Origin of the sequence: Virgibacillus sp. MG-45 (assembly GCF_036409425.1) — a bacterium.
Classification (GTDB): Bacteria; Bacillota; Bacilli; order Bacillales; family Amphibacillaceae; genus LDC-1.
In genome coordinates this window covers 225,194-242,524 of the sequence record NZ_JAXOFU010000004.1, presented here as the reverse complement: position 1 = coordinate 242,524, position 17,331 = coordinate 225,194, and the positions used below count along the sequence as shown (strand labels likewise).

The window sequence follows — 17,331 nt, the reverse complement described above, 5'->3', positions numbered from 1 at the left end:
CATATTGTTGTATAAAAAAACCATATTTGGAAGGAGAAGAATATTGAGTAAAAAACTACTAAAAAGACTGTCAGTAACTTTAGCAATGACACTACTAATTAGTACTGTCGGCCCGAGTTTTGCACAAGCAAAAACTACATTGGACTCATTACCTACACTCCCTAGCGAAGACCACCATGATAATTTTCCAACTGACATATTCAATTCTGAGAGTGATACCTTTGAAAAGGATCTAAGAATGAGTAAATTCTATTTTGAGCAACAAGTTGCTCTTCAAGATGAAGGTGAGTATACTACAAATGGTATATTAGGTGCAGGCTTGAAAGGATTAAAGGCCTTTGGAGCTGCTGCCAAAAACGGGGGCCACATCTTATCATGGATACTTAAACCGTTCTCAAAAAAATATGCGGATGCTGTTAAAAGGAATGGAGCAAAAATCGGTAAAGCATTAGACAAGCCTAATAAAGTCTCTAGAGCCTATGTAACTAAGAAGCTAAGAAATGCTGGAATAAATAAAAGTGATGCAGAAATGATAACAAAAATTATTTTCTGGGTTATTTAATAATTTGTTTAAATAAATATTTTTTCCTACATATAACCATGGATTTATAAATCCATGGTTATTACTTTATGCCAATAATCAAAGGTCCTTATTTGGTTATTGAAGGGCTCTCTTAAGAGGAAACAATTACTCCAGATATTGAAATGAGCTAACAACAAATGAGTATAAAATGGTTATGAAGGATTTAGGTGATGTATTTTTTGCGCAAAAGAAAAAATCTCTGGGTGAGGATTTTAATCTATCCAGGCTCCAGTCAAACTATCCAACGGTAGTAAGTCATCTTCTATCTTCACATACTGGTTAAGTACATCTACACCTAAAAGTTTGCCTTTGATCTTATGGTGGTCATGGTTTTTAAAATATTCTAGCTCAATGGTTAAATCATCTTTTAAAGCAATTTGTAAAGCAAGATTCATTTCTTCTTTTTGAAAATCGGAAATCATAGGCTTCTCTTTCCATTCTATGGTTTGGCTTCCACGTATGGTGAACGTGTAACTCACTGATATGGTCCCCAATATACTTTCCAAAGTTCTTGTCTAGCCAATTAATAAAATCAGATCCATTTTTAAATACTTTGTTTTTCTGCCAAGACATTATACATCGCTCCTTAAAATTTATAAAAAGAAAAAGTCCCCTCTTAGAGACAACTTTATTTAGTAAGGTTATTTCGTTGTAAAACTTTCTTTTGTTGTTTTCCTTTAAGCGTAATATAGTTGTTCTTAAACCAAGTCCATAGAGAAGCTAGAAAAGCCAATCCATAAGCAATTGTTTCCTCGTCTAATACTGGAATAGGTTGCAAACCATATTGAACCAGCAATGCGTTTAACCATGCAATAGCTAGCGCTACTGTTCTAACGATAGTACCTTTGTCCATTTTGTTTCACCTCCCTTCAATTTACTAAATAAGTCAATAAGAAAACCGCTATGGATATGGCTAACGCCAACCATGACGGTAAGTTCTTAAAAGTATTTTCTCTTTGCTTCACAATGCGTTCAACATCTTCTTTACTTGCGGAATGTGACATTTCTTTACTCAATGCTGCAATATCCTTTTCGTTCTCTTTTGCCCGGTTATGAGCTCCCTTAGCAATATCGTAGGTCTCATTGATCTTGTCTTTCATATCAAGCAAGTTGTCCAATTTTCCATTTTGTTCAGCAAGCGACACTTTTACTTCCATGAGCACGGTCATGAATTTTTCCATGTCCTCCACTTCCTTCGCTGTTTGTGTCATCCTCGACCCCCTAAAATCCCGAGATAAATAACCCGCCATGTAATATAACGGCTTATTTTTCTGCATAGAAAAAGCCCCTGTTAAGGATGCTTTGTAACTTCCAATTCAAATATTTTTGAAGGCATATTTGGTATTAAATAAGTTCTAGTGAAGCCTTCAGTTCTGTGTACGTACTTTTCTATTTTCTTGACTACTTTATATTTCATTTTTTCACTATCTACTATCCGGCCTGTGTCTGACAAAATAATAACATCTTTATTTTCACGCAAGAAGATGTCAATTTGTCTTGATGTGTATTCCTCTCCTTCTACCAGGTCTTTTAGTATTTCCTTCTCATAATAACTCATTGTAATCCCCTCCCATCTACCTATTTCGACAGGAGGATCAAAAGTCCTTTAAATTCCTACATAAAAGTTACTTGAAACCAAACATAAGCTGCGCCTAGTCCTGCTAAACTAAGGAAGAAGTTTTTAATCTCTGAATGAACCCTTATGAACTTTTGAACAAACTCTAGGATAATCGCTGTTGCTACCATAAAAACGATTATTAATATCGCCAGATAAACTAGTTGCAGTGCTATGTCATTAAGTGGATTATTATCTATATCCCACACATAATCCCCTCCCTTTCTCCTATATCGGCTATGGAAGGAAGGATTTTAAGCATAAAAATAACGCCTTACTGGGCGTTTATCAGATCTTTTCTACCTTCTGCAATTAAAAGCACTCTCACATCCTCTTTCCATATACTTGGTACCCGTGCATAAGTCCAATTCCCCTCAATAATTTGAGTAGCAAACAACATGGCCAATACTTAGACACCCCCTTTCATGAGAGATAATTGTTCAGCTAATTCCAGTATGGCGATGGCGTTCATATCTTCTTTACTGGGTTTCCTTTGCTTTTCTTGTTCTTCCTCTATTAATCTCTCTTGATAGGATTCGTCCTTCACTAACTCTCCATCCACATAACGATAAACCATATAGTTGTCGTTATGGATCGGGTGATCATCGGGAATAGTGATTTGTATTTCGTTCTCATTTCGCATTGGTGGAAGACTTTGCGCTCAAATAGCCATTTTCGTCCTTTAGAAAATACCATTCACGCATAGTTATTTACCTCCTTGTATTCTAATATTTCACGAATAACCAACATGCGGTTAGTATCCAACTGACTCAAGTTGTGACCCGTTATATGATCGTGATGTACGTAATAATATTTTACAACATCAGTGTTATCCGGCCCTGTCCGTAAACCAACTCTGTGTCCCCCACCTGCGTATAAACTAGGCTGTTTTGGTATATGAGTAAATTGCCAGTCGGAATTTCTCGATGAACCATCGGAAACCGAATAACAACTCCAAACAAGCACCCATCCGTTCCGGCAATCCGTTATTGGTTTCGTAGGATAAAAAGTGTGACTAGCGTTTAAATAAGCTACTCCTGTCCATAACGAAGGTTGTCTGTTTATTGCATTAAAATTCAAGGGTTCTACGGCGACAATGTTATTTGGATAAATAAACTCTTGCCTTCTTCTGCTAATAAGTATTGTATTCTTGCGGAAGAATTAGGCCATTATCATACTTCAACAGGTGACATTCTTGACCAAAAAAATATTATTAACAGGAAGCAAGAAGCTAGAGCTCGGTCCCGGGCGTATGAACGAATAATGCCTCTTTCTAAAATTATTGAGGCTCATGAAGAGCATATACGTAACAAATTTGAATTTGCCGAGTATATGGGGGTAACAGAAGAGTTTTTAGAATTCGCACTAAAAAGATACAAAGAAAAATACGGAGTCACAGTTAACTACAATGAAAAATATACAATATGCTTTGAACCATTAGGTGTAATAAAGTGGTTCGATAAATTTTTTAAATCCATTAACGGAACATAAGTTCGTAAAAAGAGTTTAATCATGCCCGTATACAAAGATGAACAAAGAGGAACATACTATTTCATTGCTTGGTATAAAAACATTTACGGTAAATCAAAACAAAAAATTGTACGGGGATTTAGAAGAGAAAGAGACGCAAAAGATGCCGAGGCTGAGTTTCGAGTTCGAGTTAAAAAACATGGCGCTCCAGAGGATATGACATTTGAAGAAGTATTTTATCACAACATTGAACACACTGAGTTAAAACCAAAAACTAAGAGAAGAAGAATCAACGAGTATAACAAGCATATGAAAGACAAATTAGGAAATATAAAAATACACGCCATCACTACCCAACAATGTCTTGAGTTTAAGCAGTACTTGTTGGATAACCTAAAATCAAATGAAACAGCTAGAACAGTCTTCTCAGGTTTCAAAGTAGTTATCAATCATGCTATAAAGTACTTTGAGTTACCCAAAGATCCTGCAAAAGCTGTTCCTGCAATAAAGCGAATAAAGAAAAAAAACAGCTATATTAGACGACAAGAATTTGATAAACGCGTGCAAACACTGGATAATGAAGTTTTTAAAAATATGTGTATATTTATGTTTTACACTGGACTAAGAGTAGGTGAAGCGATAGCGCTACAATGGCAAGATATTGACTTCGAGTTAAAAGAAGCAGATATAAACAAAACTTACGATTATGATAGTAAAGAATTAGGACCTCCTAAAAAGGAAGCAAGTGCCGACGTTGTTCCGCTAGCAGATTTTCTAGTAGGGATGTTAGAAGAAATAAAGTCAAAGCAACAAACGGAAATGTACGGATTTAAAGAATCTTATTATATTTTCGGGGGAATGGTTCTACGTCTTATAAAGCATTTCATGTGGCATTCAAAAAGGTGTTTTCTGAATACAGGCCTCATGACCTCAGACATAGTTACGCTTCTTTCTTAGCAAATAGAAAAGTGGATATTTGTACTCAAATCTTTAATGAGACATGATAACGTTCAGGAAACGATTAATACTTATGGCCACCTCTATAAAGAGAAAAAGCATGAGGCAATAAGCTTCCTAAACGACTAACGTTATCATAGCCGTTATCATTTGCTTATCCCTCATGCTTAAATTATTGAATTTACCGTATTTTGCTTAGCCAATCGAACCTTCCATTTCGAACTTGATAAGTCTGTTCATTTCTACTGCGTATTCCATTGGTAATTCTTTTGTAAATGGCTCGATAAAGCCCATTACGATCATTTCTGTTGCTTCTTCTTCTGTAAGGCCACGGCTCATTAAATAGAAGAGCTGTTCCTCTGAAACCTTCGAAACCTTTGCTTCGTGCTCTAGTGAAATATTATTGTTGTTTACCTCATTGTATGGAATCGTATCTGAAATAGATTGATTATCCATTAACAATGTGTCACACTCAATATTCGCACGTGCATTTTCTGCTTTTCTGCCAAAGTGAACGAGTCCACGGTAGTTTACTTTACCACCTTGCTTGGCAATCGACTTCGATACGATTGTTGAAGAAGTGTTTGGAGCTAGGTGATGCATTTTTGCTCCTGCATCCTGCACTTGACCACGACCAGCAATGGCGATGGAAAGCGTATGTCCGCGAGCACCTTCTCCGCGTAATAATACGGCAGGATACTTCATTGTTAGCTTCGAGCCGATATTTCCATCAATCCATTCCATTGTTGCATTGGCATCACAGGTTGCACGCTTCGTAACAAGGTTATACACATTGTTTGCCCAGTTTTGAATCGTTGTATAGCGGCAATATGCATCCTTTTTAACAAAGATTTCAACAACTGCACTATGCAAGGAATTTGTCGTATATACTGGTGCCGTACAGCCTTCTACATAATGAACAGATGCACCTTCATCAACAATGATTAATGTCCGTTCAAATTGTCCCATATTTTCCGAGTTAATCCGGAAATATGCTTGTAGTGGTGTAGTTGTTTTGACACCTGGTGGAACATAGATAAAGGAACCACCTGACCAAACAGCAGAGTTTAAAGCTGAGAACTTATTATCTGTTGCTGGAATTACTTTACCAAAGTATTCCTTAAATAATTCCTCATGCTCCTTTAATGCTGTATCTGTATCTTTAAAAATAATCCCTAGTTCTTCTAGGTCTTCCTTTAGACTGTGATAAACAACCTCTGATTCATATTGTGCAGAAACACCTGCAAGATATTTTTGTTCCGCCTCTGGAATACCGAGCTTATCAAAGGTACGCTTGATTTCCTCTGGTACTTCATCCCAGGTTCTTCCTTGTTTTTCAGAAGGCTTTACATAATAAACGATTTCATCGAAATTTAATTCGGAAAGATCTCCACCCCATTGTGGCATTGGACGTGAATAAAAATGCTCTAATGCTTTTAAGCGATAATCCAACATCCACTGTGGCTCTTCCTTCATACTGGAAATTTCTTCAACTATTTTTCGTGTAAGACCTTTTTCGGTACGAAAAATAGATACGTCTTTATCACGAAAACCATATTTATATTCTTCCATCTCCGGCATATTTTTTGCCATTGAATACAACCTCCTTTAATTATTTTCGGCTATCCTACCTTGATAAAAAAGCTTTATTCGTTTTCTTCCTGTTCATGCACACCTTTTTCCATCGCTTTCCAAGCAAGTGTTGCACATTTAATACGAGCAGGAAATTTTGATACGCCATGTAGGGCGGCAATATCATCTTCGAATTCGACTTCTTCTCCTAGCATCATATTGGAAAAATCCTTTGACATAGCTAAGGCATCTTCTACCTTTTTCCCTTTGATTGCTTGCGTCATCATCGATGCAGACGACATGCTGATTGAACAACCTTCTCCGTCGAACTTCGCATCCGATACAATGCCATCCTCTACCTTAAGCTGAAGCTGTATCCGATCACCACATGTAGGATTGTTCATATCTACCGTTAGAACGTCCCCTTCAATCTTGCCCCGATTTCGTGGGTTTTTATAATGATCCATAATTACTTGTCTGTATAGTGAATCGAGGTTATTAAAAGACATCACCAAAATACTCCTTTGTTTTCAAGAGTCCTTCAACTAATTTATCCACATCTTCTTCTGTATTATATAAATAGAAGCTAGCTCTAGCTGTTGCTGTTACATCTAACCATTTCATTAGCGGCTGTGCACAATGGTGGCCTGCTCGAACAGCAATGCCTTCTGCATCAAGCACGGTTGCAACATCATGTGGATGTACATCATCTAAGTTAAAGGTTACAAGTGCTGCTCTTTCCTTTGGTCCATAAATGCTTATCCCATCAATCGTGCTTAATTTATCCATTGCATATTGCGCAAGATTTTCTTCATGCGCAGTTATTGCATCCATGCCAATTTCGTTTAAGAAATCAATCGCAGCACCAAGTCCAATTGCACCAGCAATGATCGGTGTACCTCCTTCAAACTTCCAAGGAAGCTCTTTCCAAGTGGAATCATATAAGTTAACGAAGTCGATCATTTCGCCACCGAATTCCATTGGCTCCATTTGTTCCAGATGTGCACGTTTTCCATATAATACCCCAATCCCTGTTGGAGCACCCATTTTATGACCAGAAAACGCATAAAAATCACAATCTAATTCTTGAACATCCACCTTCATATGTGGTGCGCCTTGAGCACCATCAAGTAAAATTACGGCACCATTTTCATGGGCAATTGCTGCAATCTCTTTTACTGGATTAATTGTACCAAGCACATTTGAAACATGGGCAACAGCAACAAACTTTGTTTGCTTTGTAATCGTTTCACGAACAGCATCCAATGAAAGTGTACCGTCTTCTTCTAACGGGATATACTTTAATGTCGCTCCTGTTGCTTTTGCAGCCTGCTGCCAAGGAATGATATTGCTATGATGCTCCATTGGCGTGATAACAATTTCATCGCCTTCCTTTAAAATCTGGCGCGCATAGCCGTAAGCAACGGTATTAATCGCTGTTGTTGTACCACGTGTAAAAATAACTTCCGCTGTTGACTTTGCATGAATAAATCTGCGGACCTTTTCGCGAGCTCCTTCATATTTATCCGTTGCTCTTGATCCTAGTGTATGCACACCGCGATGAACATTGGCATTGTCTTCTCGATAATAAGCGTCGACAGCTTCAATTACCGAAAGTGGCTTTTGTGCTGTTGCGGAAGAATCTAAATAAATTAATGGGTGGCCATTGATCTCCTGGTTTAAGATTGGAAATTGCTGGCGAATGGATTTTACATCCATTAGTAAACTTTCCTTTCAATCACTTGCGTCAACTGTTCCTTCACAGACGCAATTGGAAGTTGGCTTACAACTGGTGCAAGGAAACCATGGATTACTAATCGTTCTGCTTCTGTTTTTGTAATGCCGCGGCTCATTAAGTAATAAAGCTGTAACGGATCTACACGTCCAACAGATGCAGCATGGCCTGCCATAACATCATCTTCTTCAATTAATAAAATTGGGTTGGCATCTCCACGTGCTTTCTCACTTAGCATAAGCACACGTGACGTTTGCTCTGCGTTTGATCCAGAAGCACCATTTTCAATTTTCCCGATTCCGTTGAATATATTAGTAGCACTGTCCTTCATAACACCATGCTGTAAAATATATCCTTCCGCATTTTTACCCCAGTGAACTGTTTTAGCAGTAATATTTTGCGTTTGATTGCCGCGACCAACTGTCACTGTTTTTGCGTGACATAACGAATTATCACCAATTAAATTCGTAATGTTTTCAGAAACTGTATTGCCATCATTCATTTGTCCTAATGCCCAATCAATCGTTGCATCACGATAAGCAATCCCACGACGATTGATATAAGTTGTCGTTCCAGCAGCAAAGTTGTCTACTGCACCAAATGAAATCTTCGCATTGTTATGGGCAATAACTTCCGTAATAATATTGGCAACAGATTCTTCTTCCTCATTATGAGAAATATAGTTTTCTACATAAGTTAAAGAACTATTTTCATCTGCTACAACTAATACGTGATTAAAGAAAGCATTTTCAGGTGCTTCATTCCAGAATACAACCTGTAATGGCACTTCTATTTGCACGTTTTTCGGAACATAGACGAATATCCCGCCATTCATCAATGCAGCATGTAATGCAGTTAAACGATGCTCATCAACAGAAACTGCATCTTTCATATAGTAACGTTTCACTAATTCCTCATGCTCCTGCATCGCTGTAAAGATATCCGTAAATATAACACCCTTATCCTTTAAATCCTTGTTCATCGAACTAAACGCAAGCGATTGATTGCGTTGAATCAATAAATTTTCTGGTAGGTTATCTTTATCAAAAAAGTCTTGTATTTCAACTGGTAAATTTGTCATCGAAATGGAATTGCCTTCTTTGTAGTCATGGGCAAAGCGTGTGAAATTCCATTTGCCTATTTTTGTTTTGTCAGGCTTGGGCATTTCAAGCGTCTCTGCTTGCTCCAATGCTTGAACACGCAATGACTTCATCCATTCCGGCTCTTTCCTGCCTTCGGAAAACTGGACAATATATTCTTTCTCATATGGCAGCTTTGTTTCAACAGTCATGTTACCCCTCCTAACGATTATGCATTTTGCTCGATTGTTTCGTCTTCAATACCTAGTTCTTCTTTTAGCCACTCATATCCTTCTGCTTCTAGACGGTGTGCTAGTTCTGGACCACCGGATTTCACTACACGACCTTGCATCATAACGTGCACATAATCAGGTGTAATGTAATTCAATAATCGTTGGTAGTGGGTAATAATTAAGCAGCCAAAGTTTTCACTGCGCATTTTATTAATTCCGTTGGATACGATTTTCAATGCATCAATATCTAATCCAGAATCAATCTCATCTAAAATTGCGATTTCTGGCTTCAATAGCATGAGCTGAAGAATTTCGTTTCGTTTTTTCTCCCCACCAGAGAAACCTTCATTTAAATAGCGCTGTGCCATGTTTTTGTCAATATCAAGGAAATCAAGTGTGTTATCCATTTCCTTAATAAATTTCATTAATGGAATTTCGTCGCCTTCTTCACGACGTGCATTGATGGAAGATCGTAGGAAGTCTGAGGTTGTTACACCGCTAATTTCGCTTGGATATTGCATCGCAAGAAATAGTCCTGCACGTGCTCTTTCATCCACTTCCATTTCTAATACATCTTCACCATCAAGTAAGATGGAGCCTTCTGTTACTTCATATTTCGGATGTCCCATAATTGCGGACGCTAGGGTAGATTTACCAGTTCCGTTCGGTCCCATTACCGCATGGAATTCGCCACCCTTTATTGTAAGGTCTACACCTTTTAATATCTCCTTGCCTTCAATTGAAACATGAAGATTCTTAATTTCTAGTGTTGATCCAGCCATATCTATACCTCCATATATTATAATTCTTTATTTTCTTGAGAAAATTTTACATCCATTCTCAATTTATTCTCATTACAATCTTAAATCATTTCGAATCTATATTCAACTCTTTTAAATGTCTTCCTTTTTAATTCCATTATAATGGGAATACCCTTTCCAGCCTTATTTCCAAAGAACTTAATGAAGCATTGCTTGAAGGCACCTATATACATAAAAACTGGTGCCTTCTTTATTGAAAGCACCAGTTGTTCATTTCCCTATCTATGAAGCTGACTGTCTATCTCAGCAATTATTTGTTTACATTGTTGGTAATCCTTGTGACGCCGTTTTTCCACTGCGAGTCGATTGTCAAGCTTGCGACTGTACTCCTCATATCCCATCTTATGCGACTGCTGCATTGCTCTTTCCATTTCGGAAGTGTAATTCATCTTTATTTCACTAGTAATAGTGAATCATCCTTTCGTTTTGTTTACGATATAAAGCGTAACACAAGGACTTTACCCTCCACAAAGCGCAAATAAACGAATAATAACGAAAGGATTTGGATTTACCTGACTGATGAATAATTAGCACGTTTTCTTCCTTATTATTAGGAATTTACTCGCAAATGCTAACATATACAACCGAATCATTAAAGTGAGACGTTAATCAATGCGTGAGTAGCCGTTTCAGACACAATAAAAGTGACTCAATACTGATTATTTTTCGCCGCCAACTGGAACGACAGCGCCTTTATATTTTTCAAGAATGAAATCTTGAATTTCTTTTGAATGTAACACTTCTACTAATTGCTTTAAATTCGCATTCTCTTTATCTTCCGTTTTTACAGCAAGCACATTCACATATGGTGAATCTTCATCCTCAATAAACAGCGCATCCTCCAACGGATTTAAGCCTGCACCGATAGCATAGTTTGTATTAATCGCCGTTAGCACATTTTTTTCGGAATGATAAAATTCTGGTAGTAATGCTGCCTCATAGTCTGGAGAAAATTTTAATTTCTTAGGATTTTCTACAATATCGTCTATCGTTGCAGCTGCTTTTTCTACGCCGTCTTTAAGCTTAATTAAGCCCGCTTTTTCGAATAGTGCTAATACACGACCATGGTCGGAAACCGAATTACTTAATAACACCTCTGTCTCCTCAGGAATAGCATCAATACTTTGAATATCCTTGGAATAAACACCCATTGGTTCAATGTGAATACCAGCAATATAATCAAGATCATAGCCGGTATCCTTTACCGTTTGCTTTAAATATGGTATATGCTGAAAATAGTTGGCATCTAATTTGCCACTTGCAAGATCATCGTTTGGAAGAATATAATCCTGATATGGATCAATGTTTAATGTGATCCCTTTTTCCTCAAGCAGTGGTTTTGCTTGTTCTAATATTTCTGCATGTGGTTCACTTGAAGCACCTACTGTAATTTCCTTGCTTTCCTTGTCCCCTGCTGCACTCTTGTCGCCACTCGTACCACAAGCTGCCAATAAACCAAGAACAACAATAAATAATAATGCCGCTAATTTTTTCATCCTTCATTTCTCCTATCTTTTATCTATTTTATTTGCTATATAATCTCCAATAAATTGGAAAATAAACACAATCACGACAATAACGATCGTACAAACGAGAACAACATCAAAATCACGTCGTTGAAATCCAAAATAATACGCATAGTTTCCTAATCCACCTGCACCGATAACCCCTGCCATCGCCGTGTATCCAATAAGTGCAATGGCCGTAACGGTTATTCCAGAGATTAATGCTGGCATTGATTCTGGTAGGAGCACTCGAAAAATAATCGTTCTTGTTTTAGCTCCCATTGCTTTCGAAGCTTCAACAACTCCTTTATCTACCTCCTTCAAGGCGATCTCCACTAATCTGCCATAAAAAGGAGCTGCACCAATAATAAGTGCAGGTAACGCTGCATTCGGTCCACGGATTGTTCCCATTAAAAAGTTAGTAAATGGAATTAAAAGCAATATTAATATAATGAAAGGAATAGCGCGAAAGATATTTACAAAGGAAGCAACAATTAAGTTAATAAATTTATTTTCCCATATCCCGCCTCGCATCGTGAGATAAAGCAGAAGTCCAAGTAAGATTCCGAAAATAAAGGTCCCCACTAAAGCAAGGATGGTCATATAAAATGTTTCATAGGTTGCCTGCCACAGTTCTTCTAGCTTCAAGGCAGGAAACAAATTAGTGAGCATCGCGAATCACCTCCACTTCGACGGAAGTATTTTTCTGGATAAAGGTAACTGCTTCTTCCATATCAGAAGAATCCCCTTTTAATTGAACAAATAATGTTCCATATGCTCCGCGCTGTGTTTGTGTTATTTTTCCTTGTAAAATATTAATATCAATTGGATATGCTTTTGCCACCTGACTAATCAGCGCCTGATTTGTTGTTTCACCGATAAAATGAAGGCGGATTATTTTTCCTTCATTGTATGTGTTTATTAAATGGTGAATGGACTCACTTTCATCTGCTACTCCCATTACTTGCTCTACGAATTTTTTCGTGACCGTTTGCTGTGGATGCAAAAATACGTCTAACACATCACCTTGCTCTACGATGCGCCCGTTTTCCATGACAGCTACACGGTTACAGATTTTACGAATAACATGCATTTCATGAGTAATTAAAATAATCGTTAATCCAAGCTTTTCATTGATATCAACTAATAAATCAAGAATCGCGTTCGTTGTTTCTGGATCTAGTGCAGATGTAGCTTCATCACAAAGTAATAGCTTCGGCTTGTTTGCTAATGCTCTCGCGATTCCGACCCGTTGCTTTTGACCGCCACTTAATTGGGAAGGATATGCGTTTTCTTTACCTGATAAGCCAACAAGATCGATTAGCTCTTGCACTCGCTTCTCGCGTTCTGCAGTAGGAAAACCCGCAATTTCCAATGGAAATGCGATATTGTCCTTTACTGTTCGCGACCAAAGTAAATTAAAATGCTGAAAGATCATGCCGATATCCTGTCTAGCTATACGTAAATCCTTTTTATTTAATTGCGTTATTTCTTGATTATTGATTTGAATCGATCCTTCGGTTGGTTCTTCAAGTCGATTTAAAAGACGGATAAACGTACTTTTTCCTGCGCCACTGTATCCAATAACACCAAAAATTTCTCCTTCTTGAATGTCTAGGCTTAGCTGATCAACGGCGGTTATTTGCTTATTATCGAATGTAAATATTTTTTGTAATCCCTTAATCGAGATCATATAATCCCTCCTCTTCTACGCCTTTACGTTCTATTATGCCCAACTAACGAAAAAACGCCCTTCTGTAAGAGAACAGAAAGACGTTTCGCTATATCATCTTTACGTTCTCTCATCTTCCAAAGCCGAAGCCTTGCAGGAATTAGCACCGTTCCAGACAGATGTCTGAAGGTTGCCGCGGTTTCAATGGGCCTGTCCCTCCACCGCTCTTGATAAGAGATAATCGCTATTTAATTTTTAATGGATAATTCACATATTAGCATCATTGGTTCCGTACGTCAACCAATTATTTTTCTTCTTTCGTAAATAATGTCGGTTCATACGTTAACAAATACGAATATAGATTGGATATCGATTGAAATGCATACACTTTTTCCTTTACTTCATTCTTATCTTTAATCAGTAAACAAGGAACACTTTCAATCTGATAATCATGCATAAATTCGGGATATAACGAGGCGTTCATTTCATAGAAGATTGCTGTCTGATGGACACTTTCAATTTTTTCTAGCATCGCTCTCGCTACACTACAAGTGCCACAAAATGGTGTATATATATAAAGTAGATAATGGTCTTTTTTTAATGTTTCTTCTGTTACCTGTTTCAAATAATCACCCTAGTAATTAATCTATCTAAAAAAACGTCAAACAGTGGGAGTTCGTACATTCCCCTCTTTATTTAGAAGTATTGTATCGTATGTGAAATGACAAAGTACTACCTAAAGAAGAAAGCTTAAATCAATCGCAATATGCTTTGTAGCCAATGCAGCTGCTAAAATCGCTCTAGGTGTATTCGCTACTTCGCGATATTCACTACTCGTGAATATATCAATGGCATGAGGCAATTCTTGCTTTAATTGCTTACGAAGCTTCCAGCCTGACTCATCCTCATCAACTAAAATATACACTTCTTTATTATCTAAATCATAGCTATCCATAAGGTCATCAAATTTCTCAACACCAAGCGTTCCATTTGTACAAATGATCTTTACCGCTTCTGTAATAAGCTTTTCAATCTGCCTTTTATCTGTCAAGCCTTCCACAATAATTACCTTTTCCGAATGATGCATTGTTCGCACCTCTTTGTTACATAATATTGTCCCCCAAAAAGGCGAATAAGGCTGACTGTAGTCCTTAGAACCTTAGTCAGCCTTATATAATGACTAGAAATTAGTCTTCTTCCGTTACCGCTTGATATTGCTCTGCGGATAAGAGGTCATCGAACTCTCCCTCATTAGAAGGCTCAATTACGATCATCCATGCTTTTTCATATGGTGATTCGTTCACAAGCTCGGGGCTGTCCTCTAATTCTTCATTCACTTCCACTACTTTACCACTTAGTGGCGCATAAAGCTCAGAAACGGTTTTTACAGATTCCACACTTCCGAATGGTTCATCTGCTTCAATCTCATCTCCTACTTCAGGAAGTTCGACAAATACAATGTCCCCTAGTTCGTCTTGCGCAAAATAAGTAATACCAATACGTACTTTTCCGTCTTCTTTTTTAACCCATTCATGTTCTTCTGAATATAATAAATCCTTTGGTAAACTCATTAAAATCCCTCCGTTAATTCATTGCAATTTTACTATACTAGGTTATGATATTTATTGCTAGCAATTCATCTTCAAGAAAAAGACATCCGTTTTTCTTGAAATTTACTTCAGCACTTTCTCCCTCTATGTCATCGCTTAGGGGAGGTTGTTGCCCATTACATGGAATAAAACTATTTTAACCACGTTGCCTCATACGTCTCTTCCTTAAAACCAACGGTAACTTTTTTACCATCAGTCACAATAGGACGCTTAATTAGCATACCATCAGTTGCAAGGATAGAAGCCATTTCTTCGTCACTTGCCCCAGCAATTTTTTCTTTTATGTTTAGCTCACGATATTTTTTTCCACTCGTATTGAAAAACTTTCGTGCTGGAAGCTCACTGTTTGATATGAGCTGTAGAAGTTCATCCTTACTTGGTGGATGCTCTACAATATGTATTGCTTCATAATCAATCTGATGCGTATCAAACCATTTTTTCGCCTTTTTACACGTACTACAATTCGGATACCAATAAAACGTTAAAACCATCGTTATCCCTCCTTTCTTATATGTAGGTTTCTCATATTATAGCAAATAATAAAAGCAGTGACGAAAAATATACTTAGCTGCCGTTTAATACAGAAAGAGCAGAGCTACGTAACCCAAATAAAACCCATCCATAATTATCATTTCCTAGTCAGTTAAAAAGCTATTGCTAACCAATTGATTAGCAATAGCTTCTTTCTCATCTTATACAATATATTTTTCTTCGGAAATAATCGCTTTCGCAATTTCACGTTTTTTCGCAATCACATTGATTGGGGTATGACGTGTTAGCTTGCGTAAAGAAGAAAGCATCATTCGTAAATTATCTCCCGCTTCCACAGCAATTAGAATTTCTTTTGCAGCTGCCTCAATTCGATTAAATGCTTCCTGCACATAAACCTCTGTATAAAGCAGCTTTTGATTATTCTTCTCCAAACCAGACGCGCTTATCGCTTTTTCCGTCCGTAAGACAGCTGACTCCATGTTGTACACTTCCGCTGCCATATCCGCAAGATTTGCAAGGATTTCCTGCTCCTGCTCAAGCTTTTGCATATACTTTTGTGCGGCAAGTCCTGCCCCTAACAGCACAATCTTTTTCGCATGACGTAATAAATATTTTTCTTGCTCTAATGGCTCTGTTCCAACTTCCTCTGGCATCATCATCATAAGCTCTTCTTGTAAGCCCTGTGCTTTTTGAAGCAATGGAAGCTCACCTTTCATTGCCTTTTTCAATAATGTTCCTGGTACAAGAAGACGATTAATCTCGTTTGTTCCTTCAAAAATACGGTTAATGCGGGAATCACGATACATACGCTCCACTTCATATTCCTGCATAAACCCATAGCCCCCATGAAGCTGCACTGCTTCATCTGCTACAAAGTCGAGGCATTCTGTTGCCATATATTTATTCATTGAGCATTCAATTTGATATTCTGCAATCGCCTTCGCAATTTCTCTTCCATCCTTCAATTGTTCATCGGTTAAAGCGCCCATCCGTTGTTCAAATAGACCTACGGTACGATAAACCGCACTTTCATTGGCATAAATGCTAGCAGCCATTGTTGCAAGCTTTTCTTGCGTTAGTCGAAAGCTAGAAATTGCTGTTCCGAATTGTTTTCTTTCATTCACATATTTAACAGCTAACTCTAATCCTCGTTTCGCGCCGCCAACTCCGCCAATTGCAAGCTTATAGCGTCCTACATTTAAAATGTTAAAGGCAATTTTGTGGCCTTTCCCTTTTTCACCGAGTAAATTCTCTACTGGTACTTCTGCATCTTCTAATACTAACGTTCTTGTAGACGAGCTCTTGATCCCCATTTTCTTTTCTTCTGGCCCAGTCGAAACACCAGGGAAATCACGCTCAACAATAAATGCTGAAAAATGCTCACCATTAATTTTTGCATAAACAATAAACACATCAGCAAACGCAGAGTTCGTAATCCACTGCTTTTCTCCATTTAAAAGGTAATGTGTACCTGCATCATTAAGCTTTGCCGTTGCTTTTGCTCCTAATGCATCTGATCCGGAGCCTGGCTCTGTTAAAGCATAAGCTGCAATTAATTCACCAGTGGCAAGCTTCGGTAAATATTTTTTCTTTTGTGCTTCATCGCCGAAAAAGACAATCGGTAATGAACCAATTCCAACATGAGCTCCATGGGTAATTGAAAATCCACCAGCACGTGCGAACTTTTCAGTTATAAGGGATGAACTAATTTTATCTAATCCCAGACCATCATATTCTTCTGGCACATCTGCACCTAACAAACCTAGTTCTCCGGCTTTTTTGAGCAGGTCTACGGAATGCTCAAATTCATGATTTTCAAGCTTATCGACAAGTGGGAGCACTTCTCCGACAACGAAATCCTCTGTTGTTTTAGCAATCATCTTATGTTCATCTGTAAAATCCTCTGGTGTAATAACATCATCACCTGATAAATCTTCTACTAAAAACGCGCCACCTTTAAAAAGCTTTTCCTTTGTTTCACTCATTA

The 17,331-nt window shown here is 37.7% G+C and carries 23 protein-coding genes and 1 riboswitch; of the genes, 3 read left to right on the top strand and 20 right to left on the bottom strand.

Features of this window, described 5'->3' with window-relative positions; all coding sequences use genetic code 11:
* The first annotated feature begins 43 nt into the window (after nucleotides 1–43).
* Complete coding sequence (locus SPK86_RS06665; RefSeq protein ID WP_330948949.1) at nucleotides 44–562, top strand: hypothetical protein; 519 nt, start codon at nucleotides 44–46, stop codon at nucleotides 560–562.
* A gap of 233 nt (nucleotides 563–795) precedes the next feature.
* Here SPK86_RS06665 and SPK86_RS06660 read toward each other — a convergent pair whose 3' ends face one another.
* The 6 genes from SPK86_RS06660 to SPK86_RS06635 all read right to left on the bottom strand — a co-directional run bounded on the left by SPK86_RS06660 (nucleotide 796) and on the right by SPK86_RS06635 (nucleotide 2,841).
* The gene (locus tag SPK86_RS06660) at nucleotides 796–1,062 is read right to left on the bottom strand and encodes a YolD-like family protein (RefSeq protein ID WP_330948948.1); all 267 of its coding nucleotides are present in this window, start codon (nucleotides 1,060–1,062) and stop codon (nucleotides 796–798) included.
* Between the two features lie 149 nt (nucleotides 1,063–1,211).
* A complete protein-coding gene (locus SPK86_RS06655; protein WP_330948947.1) occupies nucleotides 1,212–1,436 on the bottom strand; it encodes a phage holin in 225 nt (74 codons plus the stop codon).
* Nucleotides 1,437–1,452: 16 nt separating this feature from the next.
* A complete protein-coding gene (locus tag SPK86_RS06650) occupies nucleotides 1,453–1,794 on the bottom strand; it encodes a hypothetical protein (RefSeq protein WP_330948946.1) in 342 nt (113 codons plus the stop codon).
* 80 nt (nucleotides 1,795–1,874) lie between these two features.
* On the bottom strand, nucleotides 1,875–2,141 hold the full coding sequence (locus tag SPK86_RS06645) for a hypothetical protein (protein WP_330948945.1): 267 nt from the start codon (nucleotides 2,139–2,141) through the stop codon (nucleotides 1,875–1,877).
* Between the two features lie 56 nt (nucleotides 2,142–2,197).
* Nucleotides 2,198–2,407, bottom strand: coding sequence for a hypothetical protein (locus tag SPK86_RS06640; protein ID WP_330948944.1), 210 nt, complete (start codon nucleotides 2,405–2,407; stop codon nucleotides 2,198–2,200).
* A 200-nt stretch (nucleotides 2,408–2,607) separates the two neighbouring features.
* Nucleotides 2,608–2,841, bottom strand: a complete 234-nt coding sequence (locus tag SPK86_RS06635; protein WP_330948943.1) for a hypothetical protein — start codon at nucleotides 2,839–2,841, stop codon at nucleotides 2,608–2,610.
* Nucleotides 2,842–3,251: 410 nt separating this feature from the next.
* On the opposite strand from SPK86_RS06635, the gene SPK86_RS06630 reads away from it, so the two are divergent.
* Together SPK86_RS06630 and SPK86_RS06625 are read left to right on the top strand one after the other, a co-directional pair.
* Nucleotides 3,252–3,689 carry an ImmA/IrrE family metallo-endopeptidase gene (locus SPK86_RS06630; RefSeq protein ID WP_330948942.1) on the top strand — a complete coding sequence of 146 codons (438 nt, stop codon included), beginning with the start codon at nucleotides 3,252–3,254 and terminating at the stop codon, nucleotides 3,687–3,689.
* 21 nt (nucleotides 3,690–3,710) lie between these two features.
* Nucleotides 3,711–4,625, top strand: coding sequence for an Arm DNA-binding domain-containing protein (locus SPK86_RS06625; protein ID WP_330948941.1), 915 nt, complete (start codon nucleotides 3,711–3,713; stop codon nucleotides 4,623–4,625).
* A gap of 195 nt (nucleotides 4,626–4,820) precedes the next feature.
* On the opposite strand, the gene sufB is transcribed toward SPK86_RS06625, so the two are convergent.
* From sufB to SPK86_RS06555, 14 genes are all read right to left on the bottom strand, one after another.
* Entirely contained in the window at nucleotides 4,821–6,218 is a 1,398-nt protein-coding gene (gene sufB, locus SPK86_RS06620) for a Fe-S cluster assembly protein SufB (protein ID WP_330948940.1), read from the bottom strand.
* A 53-nt stretch (nucleotides 6,219–6,271) separates the two neighbouring features.
* Nucleotides 6,272–6,706, bottom strand: a complete 435-nt coding sequence (gene sufU, locus SPK86_RS06615; RefSeq protein WP_284141728.1) for a Fe-S cluster assembly sulfur transfer protein SufU — start codon at nucleotides 6,704–6,706, stop codon at nucleotides 6,272–6,274.
* Complete coding sequence (locus SPK86_RS06610) at nucleotides 6,696–7,916, bottom strand: cysteine desulfurase (RefSeq protein WP_330948939.1); 1,221 nt, start codon at nucleotides 7,914–7,916, stop codon at nucleotides 6,696–6,698. Before SPK86_RS06610 ends, sufU begins: the two co-directional genes overlap by 11 nt.
* A complete protein-coding gene (gene sufD, locus SPK86_RS06605; protein WP_330948938.1) occupies nucleotides 7,916–9,223 on the bottom strand; it encodes a Fe-S cluster assembly protein SufD in 1,308 nt (435 codons plus the stop codon). Before sufD ends, SPK86_RS06610 begins: the two co-directional genes overlap by 1 nt.
* 17 nt (nucleotides 9,224–9,240) lie before the next feature.
* Entirely contained in the window at nucleotides 9,241–10,026 is a 786-nt protein-coding gene (sufC, locus tag SPK86_RS06600; protein ID WP_284141725.1) for a Fe-S cluster assembly ATPase SufC, read from the bottom strand.
* 257 nt (nucleotides 10,027–10,283) lie between these two features.
* Nucleotides 10,284–10,454, bottom strand: coding sequence for a hypothetical protein (locus SPK86_RS06595; protein WP_284141724.1), 171 nt, complete (start codon nucleotides 10,452–10,454; stop codon nucleotides 10,284–10,286).
* Nucleotides 10,455–10,724: 270 nt separating this feature from the next.
* The gene (locus tag SPK86_RS06590; protein WP_330948937.1) at nucleotides 10,725–11,561 is read right to left on the bottom strand and encodes a MetQ/NlpA family ABC transporter substrate-binding protein; all 837 of its coding nucleotides are present in this window, start codon (nucleotides 11,559–11,561) and stop codon (nucleotides 10,725–10,727) included.
* A 12-nt stretch (nucleotides 11,562–11,573) separates the two neighbouring features.
* Nucleotides 11,574–12,242 carry a methionine ABC transporter permease gene (locus tag SPK86_RS06585; RefSeq protein ID WP_330948936.1) on the bottom strand — a complete coding sequence of 223 codons (669 nt, stop codon included), beginning with the start codon at nucleotides 12,240–12,242 and terminating at the stop codon, nucleotides 11,574–11,576.
* The gene (locus SPK86_RS06580; RefSeq protein WP_330948935.1) at nucleotides 12,232–13,263 is read right to left on the bottom strand and encodes a methionine ABC transporter ATP-binding protein; all 1,032 of its coding nucleotides are present in this window, start codon (nucleotides 13,261–13,263) and stop codon (nucleotides 12,232–12,234) included. Before SPK86_RS06580 ends, SPK86_RS06585 begins: the two co-directional genes overlap by 11 nt.
* Nucleotides 13,264–13,369: 106 nt before the next feature.
* Nucleotides 13,370–13,479, bottom strand: a riboswitch (SAM riboswitch).
* A gap of 67 nt (nucleotides 13,480–13,546) precedes the next feature.
* Nucleotides 13,547–13,867, bottom strand: coding sequence for a thioredoxin family protein (locus tag SPK86_RS06575; protein WP_284141720.1), 321 nt, complete (start codon nucleotides 13,865–13,867; stop codon nucleotides 13,547–13,549).
* 111 nt (nucleotides 13,868–13,978) lie between these two features.
* Nucleotides 13,979–14,329 carry a toprim domain-containing protein gene (locus tag SPK86_RS06570; RefSeq protein WP_330948934.1) on the bottom strand — a complete coding sequence of 117 codons (351 nt, stop codon included), beginning with the start codon at nucleotides 14,327–14,329 and terminating at the stop codon, nucleotides 13,979–13,981.
* 100 nt (nucleotides 14,330–14,429) lie between these two features.
* The gene (gene gcvH / locus SPK86_RS06565) at nucleotides 14,430–14,813 is read right to left on the bottom strand and encodes a glycine cleavage system protein GcvH (RefSeq protein ID WP_284141718.1); all 384 of its coding nucleotides are present in this window, start codon (nucleotides 14,811–14,813) and stop codon (nucleotides 14,430–14,432) included.
* A 170-nt stretch (nucleotides 14,814–14,983) separates the two neighbouring features.
* Nucleotides 14,984–15,343, bottom strand: coding sequence for an arsenate reductase family protein (locus SPK86_RS06560; protein WP_284141717.1), 360 nt, complete (start codon nucleotides 15,341–15,343; stop codon nucleotides 14,984–14,986).
* Nucleotides 15,344–15,544: 201 nt separating this feature from the next.
* A complete protein-coding gene (locus SPK86_RS06555) occupies nucleotides 15,545–17,329 on the bottom strand; it encodes an acyl-CoA dehydrogenase family protein (RefSeq protein ID WP_330948933.1) in 1,785 nt (594 codons plus the stop codon).
* Between the last annotated feature and the right edge of the window lie 2 nt (nucleotides 17,330–17,331).

Coding starts and splice junctions, on each gene's coding strand:
- SPK86_RS06590 (WP_330948937.1), bottom strand. CDS start 11,561: ATGAAAAAATTAGCGGCATTATTATTTATTGTTGTTCTTGGTTTATTG.
- SPK86_RS06645 (WP_330948945.1), bottom strand. CDS start 2,141: ATGAGTTATTATGAGAAGGAAATACTAAAAGACCTGGTAGAAGGAGAG.
- SPK86_RS06650 (WP_330948946.1), bottom strand. CDS start 1,794: ATGACACAAACAGCGAAGGAAGTGGAGGACATGGAAAAATTCATGACC.
- SPK86_RS06570 (WP_330948934.1), bottom strand. CDS start 14,329: ATGCATCATTCGGAAAAGGTAATTATTGTGGAAGGCTTGACAGATAAA.
- SPK86_RS06595 (WP_284141724.1), bottom strand. CDS start 10,454: ATGAATTACACTTCCGAAATGGAAAGAGCAATGCAGCAGTCGCATAAG.
- sufB (WP_330948940.1), bottom strand. CDS start 6,218: ATGGCAAAAAATATGCCGGAGATGGAAGAATATAAATATGGTTTTCGT.
- SPK86_RS06580 (WP_330948935.1), bottom strand. CDS start 13,263: ATGATCTCGATTAAGGGATTACAAAAAATATTTACATTCGATAATAAG.
- sufD (WP_330948938.1), bottom strand. CDS start 9,223: ATGACTGTTGAAACAAAGCTGCCATATGAGAAAGAATATATTGTCCAG.
- gcvH (WP_284141718.1), bottom strand. CDS start 14,813: ATGAGTTTACCAAAGGATTTATTATATTCAGAAGAACATGAATGGGTT.
- SPK86_RS06555 (WP_330948933.1), bottom strand. CDS start 17,329: ATGAGTGAAACAAAGGAAAAGCTTTTTAAAGGTGGCGCGTTTTTAGTA.
- sufU (WP_284141728.1), bottom strand. CDS start 6,706: ATGTCTTTTAATAACCTCGATTCACTATACAGACAAGTAATTATGGAT.
- SPK86_RS06560 (WP_284141717.1), bottom strand. CDS start 15,343: ATGGTTTTAACGTTTTATTGGTATCCGAATTGTAGTACGTGTAAAAAG.
- SPK86_RS06610 (WP_330948939.1), bottom strand. CDS start 7,916: ATGGATGTAAAATCCATTCGCCAGCAATTTCCAATCTTAAACCAGGAG.
- SPK86_RS06625 (WP_330948941.1), top strand. CDS start 3,711: ATGCCCGTATACAAAGATGAACAAAGAGGAACATACTATTTCATTGCT.
- SPK86_RS06635 (WP_330948943.1), bottom strand. CDS start 2,841: ATGCGAAATGAGAACGAAATACAAATCACTATTCCCGATGATCACCCG.
- SPK86_RS06655 (WP_330948947.1), bottom strand. CDS start 1,436: ATGGACAAAGGTACTATCGTTAGAACAGTAGCGCTAGCTATTGCATGG.
- sufC (WP_284141725.1), bottom strand. CDS start 10,026: ATGGCTGGATCAACACTAGAAATTAAGAATCTTCATGTTTCAATTGAA.
- SPK86_RS06585 (WP_330948936.1), bottom strand. CDS start 12,242: ATGCTCACTAATTTGTTTCCTGCCTTGAAGCTAGAAGAACTGTGGCAG.